Consider the following 8,264-nt stretch of genomic DNA (forward strand, 5'->3'; position numbering starts at 1 on the left):
TCAATAGGATTTGGGCAAACCCAGAACCTTCTCGGCAATGAAACACAGAATCAGCTGGGGCGAGACTGGAGCGATACGCGGCAACATCGATTCGCGGAAATACCGTTCAACGTGATATTCCTTGGCGTAACCCATGCCACCATGTGTCATCACCGCCGTTTCACAGGCACGATAGCCGGCTTCGGCGCAGAAAAATTTCGCGGCATTAGCTTCAGCACCACACGACAAACCCTGGTCATACATCCACGCGCCGCGCTGATACAGCAGTGTGCCCGCCTCAAGATCGACCCAGCGCTCAGCCAAGGGGTGTTGGATACCCTGGTTCTTGCCAATCGGACGGTCGAAGACAACCCGCTCCCCCGCATATTTTGCAGCTCTTCTCAGAGCTGCACGACCAAGACCGGTTGCTTCCGCCGCCAGCAACAAACGCTCGGGATTAAGCCCATGAAGTATGTACTTGAAGCCCTCTCCTTCCTCACCGATCCGGTCTTCTGCGGGGATCTCAAGGCCGTCAATGAACAGCTGGTTGGAATCCACCGCTTTGCGACCCATCTTGTCGATTTCGTGTACCTCAATCTTGCTACGATCCAGATCTGTGTAGAAAAGACTCAAGCCATGGGCTGCGGATTTCACCTGATCAAGGGGGGTGGTACGGGCCAATAACAGAATTTTGTTAGCCACCTGAGCGGTTGAAATCCACACCTTTTGACCATTAACCACGTATTTGTCGCCTTTGCGCACTGCCGTAGTTTTCAGTTTTAAGGTGTTGAGTCCGGTATTGGGCTCGGTCACTCCAAAGCAAGCTTTCTGTTTACCCTCAATAATCGGCGGCAACCAACGTGCCTTTTGCTCCTCATTGGCGTGAACCACCACCGGATGCAAACCGAAAACATTCATATGAATGGACGAGGCGCCGGACAAACCCGCCCCCGAGCCACTAACTGTTTCCATCATCAGACACGCTTCGCTGATACCCAGCCCAGCCCCGCCATATTCCTCCGGCATCGCAATGCCCAGCCAACCGGCACTGGCCATCGCGGTATAGAAATCCTCCGGGAAACCGCCAACCTTGTCTTTATGGGTCCAGTACTCATCGTCGAAATTTCTGCAGATATCCTCGATTGCTGAGCGGATAGCAATTTGGTCTTCAGTCAGTGCGAAGTTCATAACACCCTCTCTTCAACATGCAGCCCGCCAATACAGGAAAGCCAATAATATAGTATGGTAGCATACCGAATGCTTAAATATTTAACAAGGAAGAACGATGAGATCATAAATAAGTCAACTTGTATTTCAATATTTAATATATAGATCAACCAGTTACCATTGCTATACTTTGCACTATAACTACAAGCCGACGCTCGATAATGTTCACTGCCGCCATTCTCTATGCTAGCATATGATAATTATCAATACTTTTAGAGTGTGATCAATGCATTTCAATCTGACCGAAGACCAACAAGCTTTCCGGGACGCCGCCCGGGCGTTTGCCGAGAAAAGCATGGCTCCATCCGCAGCCGAGTGGGACGAGAAGCACATCTTTCCGATTGATGTCATTCGGGAAGCCGGCGCCCTGGGTTTTTGCGGCCTCTATGTTCCGGAAGATCATGGCGGTTTGGGACTTAGCCGGCTCGACACCTCGGTGGTAGTGGAAGAGCTTGCAGCCGCATGCCCATCAACTGCCGCATTCATAACCATCCATAATATGGCGACGTGGATGATTGCCAACTTTGGTGGCGACCAGGTTCGTGCATCATTTCTGCCAAAGCTGGTGACAGGTGAGTCCCTGGCCTCCTACTGTCTGACGGAGCCGGGCGCCGGTTCAGATGCTGCCAGCCTAAAGACCCGATCTGAACGGGACGGAGATGACTACCTGATCACCGGCTCAAAAGTGTTTATCTCTGGCGCCGGATCAACCCAGGCATTGGTTGTAATGGCACGCACGGGTGAACCAGGCAGTGGCGCCAAAGGCATCAGTACCTTTGTCGTCCCCGGAGATGCCGAGGGTATTCACTACGGCAAGGCGGAAGATAAGATGGGATGGCATAGCCAGCCCACCCGGTTGGTAAGTTTCGACCAGGTGCGTATTCCCGCCAGCAACCGGTTGGGGGAGGAAGGTGAAGGGTTTGCCATTGCCATGAAAGGTCTTGATGGCGGTCGACTCAATATTGCCACTTGCTCCCTGGGCGGCGCACAGGCTGCACTGTTACGAGCGCGAAACTACATGCACGAGCGCCAGCAGTTCGGCAAACCACTTGCCGCCTTCCAGGCTTTACAGTTCAAGCTGGCAGACATGGCAACCCACCTGGTTGCAGCCCGCCAGATGGTGAGGCTCGGTGCCTGGAAGCTGGACCATCAGGATCCGGAAGCAACCCTTCACTGCGCAATGGCCAAACGCTTTGCCACTGACGCCTGCTTTGAAGTTTGTAATGACGCATTACAAATTCACGGCGGATACGGCTACATCCGTGAATACCCGCTTGAGCGCTACGTGAGGGACCTTCGTGTTCACCAGATACTCGAAGGAACCAACGAAATCATGCGACTGATCGCAGCGAGACGATTGCTTGAGCCAGGTGTTGTTGAAGCCATTCAGTAAGGACATTGTTATGAACGCACAAGTCAGACTCGAAAAACGAGGCCACATCGCTGTACTGACCATAGCCAACCCACCCGCCAATACCTGGACGGAATTTTCACTTAAGCAACTGGCGGAATCTGTTAAACGCCTGAATCAGGACTCGGAGATCTATGCGCTGGTGATTACTGGTGAGGGTGAAAAATTCTTCTCTGCAGGGGCTGATCTCAAAACGTTTGCAGAAGGCAATACAAGTACTGCGAACGCAATGGCCCAAGCCTTTGGTAATGCTTTCAGCGCACTCACCGAATTCAGAGGTGTATCCATAGCCGCCATTAATGGTTACGCCATGGGCGGTGGGCTCGAATGCGCACTGGCATGCGATATCCGAATTGCAGAACAACAATCCCAAATGGCTTTACCTGAGGCCGGTGTCGGCCTACTTCCCTGCGCCGGGGGCACACAAAATCTACCCTGGTTGGTCGGTGAAGGATGGGCCAAACGGATGATTCTGTGTGGGGAACGAATATCCGCGGAAACTGCGGAAAGAATCGGGTTGGTGGAACAGGTTGTTGCAAAAGGCGAAGCCTTCGGCCAGGCAATGGAATTAGCCCAGATAGCTTGCAACCAAAGCCCTTCATCAATAGCACGATGCAAGCAGCTGATTATGAGTGCTCGTAGCGGTCGAAGCCACGAGGATGGCTGGCGCATGGAGCGGGAGTTGTTCGTGGAGCTGTTCGACACAGAGGACCAGCGTGAAGGGGTCAATGCGTTTCTGGAAAAGCGCAAACCTGAGTGGAAAAACCAGTAAGGGCCGGAATAACTATGTCAAATCAATCAGTCGTTTTCGAAGAACGCGATACTGCCGGTGGAAAGAAAATCGGTGTGGCCAGATTAAATCAGCCCAAGTCACTCAATGCTCTGACTCTGGAAATGATCAGAATGCTGAAGCCACAGCTTGAACGTTGGCAGGACGACAAAGGCATTGCAGCGGTCTGGCTCGAGGGAGAAGGCGATAAAGCGTTTTGTGCTGGTGGAGATGTCGTTTTCCTGTACGAATCCATGACCAATAAACACCGCCTCAATGATGGAGTCAGCTTTTTCACTGAAGAGTACGAGCTGGACTACCTGATTCATCAGTACCGGAAGCCATTGATCGTCTGGGGAAATGGGTTTGTGATGGGAGGCGGTCTTGGGTTGATGGCTGGTGCTTCTCACAGAGTCGCCACCGAAGTTTCCCGGGTAGCCATGCCAGAGATTACTATTGGCTTGTACCCGGATGTCGGTGCCAGCTGGTTTTTGAACAGGATGCCGGGGCGGACAGGCCTGTTCATAGCGCTGACAGGGATCCACCTGAATGCAAAAGACGCCCGCTTTGTTGGCCTCGCAGACCGCTGTATTCAACACAGCCTCCGCGACACTGTAATGGAAGCTATTACCTCGGATACCTCCCTTGCCAGTGATCCCGGCACGTGTATCGACACCCATCTCCGTGACGCGGAAGATCGGAGCCAGTCAGTCATGGCGCCCTCAGTCATCTGGGAGGAGTATGACACTATTGATAGTCTGACCGACGCGACTTCCCTTTCTGTAATCCATAAACGAATTACTGGCTATAAGGGGGCCGCCAAACCCCTGCAAAAAGCTGCTTCAACGCTTGAAGCCGGCTCTCCAACATCCGCAGCCCTAGTCTGGAGACAGTATCAGGAGTGTCGTTACAACAGTCTTCTGGAGGTCTTCGAAAAAGAGCGGAAGCTATCCCTTCGATGCCTGGAGAAAGGCGAAATGGCAGAGGGCGTTCGTGCCCTGCTAATTGACAAGGACAAGCAGCCAAGATGGCGTTACGCATCCATTGAGGATCTTGAGCCATCCTGGATCAACCACTTCTTTGAGTAATAAGGAACATGTTATGACAACTATCGCGTTTATCGGCCTCGGAAACATGGGAGGGCCAATGGCCTGCAACCTGGTCAAGGCCGGCTACCATGTAAATGCTTTTGATCTATCTGACGCTGCCCTTAAAGTTGTTGCCGACGCTGGAGCCAGAAAATGTGAGTCGGCCACCGCCGCAATAGAAGGAGCCACTATAGTGGTTTCCATGTTGCCTGCCGGACAGCATGTCGAATCTCTGTATCTCGGGAACGAGGGGCTATTGCAGAAGTTGAAAGCTCAAACCCTGGTCATTGATTCCTCCACAATCGCACCAGAAACCTCTCGCAAGGTTGCTGAAGCTGCTCGAAGTTCAGATATCCGGTTCCTGGATGCGCCAGTATCCGGTGGTGTTGCCGGTGCAACCGCTGGCACTCTTACATTTATCTGTGGTGGAGCACTGAGTGACTACAATGAAGCACACCCAATTCTGAAAGCCATGGGGAAAAATATCTTCCACGCCGGCGCTAACGGAGCAGGACAGGTTGCAAAGATCTGCAACAACATGCTGCTGTCCATTCTTATGTGTGGTACCAGCGAGGCCCTAGCTTTGGGGGAAAAGAACGGGCTTGATCCGAAGGTGCTTTCCGAAGTCATGAAGCAAAGCTCTGGCGGAAACTGGGTACTTAACGGCTATAACCCATGGCCAGGCGTTATGGAAAATGCACCCGCCAGCAAAGGGTATCAGGGCGGCTTTCTGGTGAACCTGATGAGCAAGGATCTCGGCCTTGCACTGGACAATGCAGTTACCAACAAGGCACCCATCCCATTGGGATCGCTTGCCCGGAACCTGTTTCAAATCCACGGCCAACAGGGCAATGGAACACTGGACTTTTCCAGTATCCAGAACTTCTACCGGGACAATGAGAAAGGCTAACGGCTCACTCTCCCGAAGCAATCAGTGAGGACACGGGTATGTCTCAGAATCAGGTTTATGTCGTCAGTGCAGCACGCACAGCCATTGGCAGTTTCGGTGGCTCACTAAAGGACCAATCCCTCTGCCACCTTGCTACCCACGCCGTGGGTGCTGCGTTGGAACGTGCAGGTGTTCCAGCTGAAGCCGTTGGCCATGTGGTAATGGGAAACGTCATCCCCACAGAACCTCGTGACGCCTATCTCAGCCGCGTTGCCGCTATGGATTCAGGCATTCCGATTGAAACACCAGCCTTTAATGTAAATCGCCTTTGCGGCTCGGGACTTCAAGCCATTATTTCGGCAGCCCAGTCCATCATGCTCGGTGATACTGATATCACTATTGGAGGAGGCGCAGAGAGTATGAGCCTAGGCCCCTACCTTCTGCCCGCCATGCGCTGGGGCGCGCGTCTTGGCGATTCTGGTGTGACAGATTATATGAACGGCATTTTGCACGACCCGTGGAAACGCAACCACATGGGTGTTACCGCGGAGAATGTGGCCAAGCGTTACGGGATTACCCGTAAACAGCAAGATGAACTTGCGGCGGAAAGTCAGCGGAGGGCTGCCTATGCAACAACCTCCGGCTACTTCGAGGAGCAGATAGCCCCCCTTGAAATCAAGACACGCAAGGGATCCAACCTTTTTGCTATTGATGAGCATGTTCGGGGTGATGTCACACACGATCAGCTTGCGGGTATGAAGCCCGTGTTCGTCAAAGAAAACGGGACAGTGACCCCAGGTAACGCCTCAGGGCTTAATGATGGGGCCTCCGCGCTGGTTCTGGCAGGAGAACAGTCAATTTCATCCCTGGGACTCAAACCTTTGGCTCGCCTGGTTGGTTATGCCCATGCTGGCGTGGATCCGGACTACATGGGCATCGGCCCGGTGCCCGCAACGCAGCAAGTGCTCCATCGTACCGGCCTGACCCTGGACGATATTGATGTTATCGAAGCAAACGAGGCTTTTGCCGCCCAAGCCTGTGCCGTTATTCAGGAGCTCGGACTTGATCCTGCAAAGGTGAACCCAAATGGCTCAGGTATATCCCTTGGCCATCCGGTGGGTGCCACAGGCGCCATTATCTCGACAAAAGCCATTTATGAGCTACATCGAACCAACGGTCGCTACGCTCTCGTAACCATGTGTATTGGCGGTGGCCAGGGCATCGCAGCGATCTTTGAGCGCGCTTGACCAATGTCCGGAACCAAACTGAGGAGACCAAAGTGGAACGCGAATCGATGGAATTTGATGTTCTTATCGTCGGCGGTGGGCCCGCTGGCCTTTCGGCAGCCTGCCGGGTCATGCAGCTGGCGCAGGAAGCTGAACAGGAACTGACAGTCTGTGTCGTTGAGAAGGGTTCCGAGATCGGCGCTCATATCCTGGCCGGTACCGTATTCGAGCCGACCGCACTGAATGAACTCTTCCCGGACTGGAAAGAGAAAGGCGCACCGCTGAACACCCCGGTCACCCGGGATGACATTTTCCTGCTGAAGAACCAGGAAAAAGCGACCAAGATCCCCAATGCCTTTGTGCCCAAGAACATGCACAACCATGGCAACTACATCATCAGCCTGGGCAATCTGTGCCGCTGGCTCGCCGAGCAGGCTGAAGGCCTGGGCGTGGAAGTCTACCCGGGCTTTGCCGCTTCCGAGACCATCATTGAAGATGGCCAGGTAAAAGGCATCATCACCGGCGATATGGGCGTGGCCCGTGACGGCAGCGAGAAAGACGGCTACATGCCGGGTATGGAATTGCGCGCCAAGTACACCCTGTTCACCGAAGGCTGTCGTGGTCACCTGGGCAAGCGCCTGATCAATGACTTCAAGCTGGACGAAGGCAAGGATCCCCAGCACTACGGTATTGGTATCAAGGAGCTGTGGGACATCGATCCGGCCAAGCATGAGCCAGGTCTGGTGGTTCACTCCACGGGCTGGCCGCTGAGTGAAAGTGGCTCTACGGGCGGCTCCTTCCTGTACCACCTGGAGAATGGCCAGGTCTATGTCGGCCTGATCACCGACCTGTCCTACAGCAATCCGCACCTGAGCCCGTTCGATGAATTCCAGCGCCTCAAGCTGCACCCGGAGTTCAAACAGTATCTGGAAGGCGGCAAGCGTGTTTCCTACGGTGCCCGCGCCATCACCAAGGGCGGCTTCAACTCCCTGCCGAAGATGAGCTTCCCGGGTGGCCTGTTGCTGGGCTGTGATGCCGGCACCCTGAATTTCTCCAAGATCAAGGGCTCCCACACCGCCATGAAATCTGGCCTGCTGGGCGCGGAAGCGGTGTTCGAAGCATTGAAGGAAGGCAAGTCCGGTGAGGAAATCACCAGCTTTGCCGATCGCTTCAAGGACAGCTGGCTCTACAAAGAACTGTATGACGAGCGCAACTTTGGCCCGGCCATGCACAAATTCGGTAATGTGGTTGGCGGCGGCATCGCCTTCTTCGAGCAGAACATCCTGCATCGCAGCCTGCCGTTCACCCTGCACGACACCATCCCGGATTACGCCACCCTGAAGCCGGCGTCCGAGGCCAAGAAGATCGATTACCCGAAACCGGATAACACCCTGACCTTCGACAAGCTGTCGTCGGTGTTCATTTCCAACACCAACCACGAGGAAGATCAGCCGGTTCACCTGAAACTGACCGATCCGGACATTCCGCTGAAGGACAACCTGCCCAAGTACAACGAGCCCGCGCAGCGTTACTGCCCGGCCGGCGTATACGAGGTGGTTGAAGCCGAAGACGGCAGCGGCAAGAAGTTCCAGATCAACGCCCAGAACTGTGTTCACTGCAAGACCTGTGATATCAAGGATCCTGCCCAGAACATCAACTGGGTGACTCCGGAAGG

The 8,264-nt window shown here is 54.1% G+C and carries 7 protein-coding genes; 6 read left to right on the top strand and 1 reads right to left on the bottom strand.

Annotated features, from left to right (window positions below; translation table 11 throughout):
* Positions 1-1,167 carry an acyl-CoA dehydrogenase family protein gene (locus ACJO5Y_RS18090; RefSeq protein ID WP_406989171.1) on the bottom strand — a complete coding sequence of 389 codons (1,167 nt, stop codon included), beginning with the start codon at positions 1,165-1,167 and terminating at the stop codon, positions 1-3.
* A 265-nt stretch (positions 1,168-1,432) separates the two neighbouring features.
* Between ACJO5Y_RS18090 and ACJO5Y_RS18095 the strand changes: the two genes are divergently transcribed.
* The 6 genes from ACJO5Y_RS18095 to ACJO5Y_RS18120 all read left to right on the top strand — a co-directional run.
* Positions 1,433-2,599 carry an acyl-CoA dehydrogenase family protein gene (locus ACJO5Y_RS18095; RefSeq protein ID WP_406989172.1) on the top strand — a complete coding sequence of 389 codons (1,167 nt, stop codon included), beginning with the start codon at positions 1,433-1,435 and terminating at the stop codon, positions 2,597-2,599.
* A 10-nt stretch (positions 2,600-2,609) separates the two neighbouring features.
* A complete protein-coding gene (locus tag ACJO5Y_RS18100) occupies positions 2,610-3,389 on the top strand; it encodes an enoyl-CoA hydratase (RefSeq protein WP_406989174.1) in 780 nt (259 codons plus the stop codon).
* Positions 3,374-4,474, top strand: a complete 1,101-nt coding sequence (locus tag ACJO5Y_RS18105) for an enoyl-CoA hydratase/isomerase family protein (protein WP_406989175.1) — start codon at positions 3,374-3,376, stop codon at positions 4,472-4,474. Before ACJO5Y_RS18100 ends, ACJO5Y_RS18105 begins: the two co-directional genes overlap by 16 nt.
* A gap of 13 nt (positions 4,475-4,487) precedes the next feature.
* Positions 4,488-5,384, top strand: coding sequence for a 3-hydroxyisobutyrate dehydrogenase (gene mmsB, locus ACJO5Y_RS18110; protein ID WP_406989176.1), 897 nt, complete (start codon positions 4,488-4,490; stop codon positions 5,382-5,384).
* Between the two features lie 38 nt (positions 5,385-5,422).
* Complete coding sequence (locus ACJO5Y_RS18115) at positions 5,423-6,610, top strand: acetyl-CoA C-acyltransferase family protein (RefSeq protein ID WP_406989178.1); 1,188 nt, start codon at positions 5,423-5,425, stop codon at positions 6,608-6,610.
* A gap of 32 nt (positions 6,611-6,642) precedes the next feature.
* The coding region (locus ACJO5Y_RS18120) for an electron transfer flavoprotein-ubiquinone oxidoreductase (protein ID WP_406989180.1) at positions 6,643-8,264 on the top strand (1,622 nt) is incomplete at its 3' end.

The organism is Marinobacter alkalisoli, assembly GCF_045449855.1.
Taxonomy (GTDB): domain Bacteria; phylum Pseudomonadota; class Gammaproteobacteria; order Pseudomonadales; family Oleiphilaceae; genus Marinobacter.

Coding starts and splice junctions, on each gene's coding strand:
- ACJO5Y_RS18090 (WP_406989171.1), bottom strand. CDS start 1,167: ATGAACTTCGCACTGACTGAAGACCAAATTGCTATCCGCTCAGCAATC.
- ACJO5Y_RS18095 (WP_406989172.1), top strand. CDS start 1,433: ATGCATTTCAATCTGACCGAAGACCAACAAGCTTTCCGGGACGCCGCC.
- ACJO5Y_RS18100 (WP_406989174.1), top strand. CDS start 2,610: ATGAACGCACAAGTCAGACTCGAAAAACGAGGCCACATCGCTGTACTG.
- mmsB (WP_406989176.1), top strand. CDS start 4,488: ATGACAACTATCGCGTTTATCGGCCTCGGAAACATGGGAGGGCCAATG.
- ACJO5Y_RS18115 (WP_406989178.1), top strand. CDS start 5,423: ATGTCTCAGAATCAGGTTTATGTCGTCAGTGCAGCACGCACAGCCATT.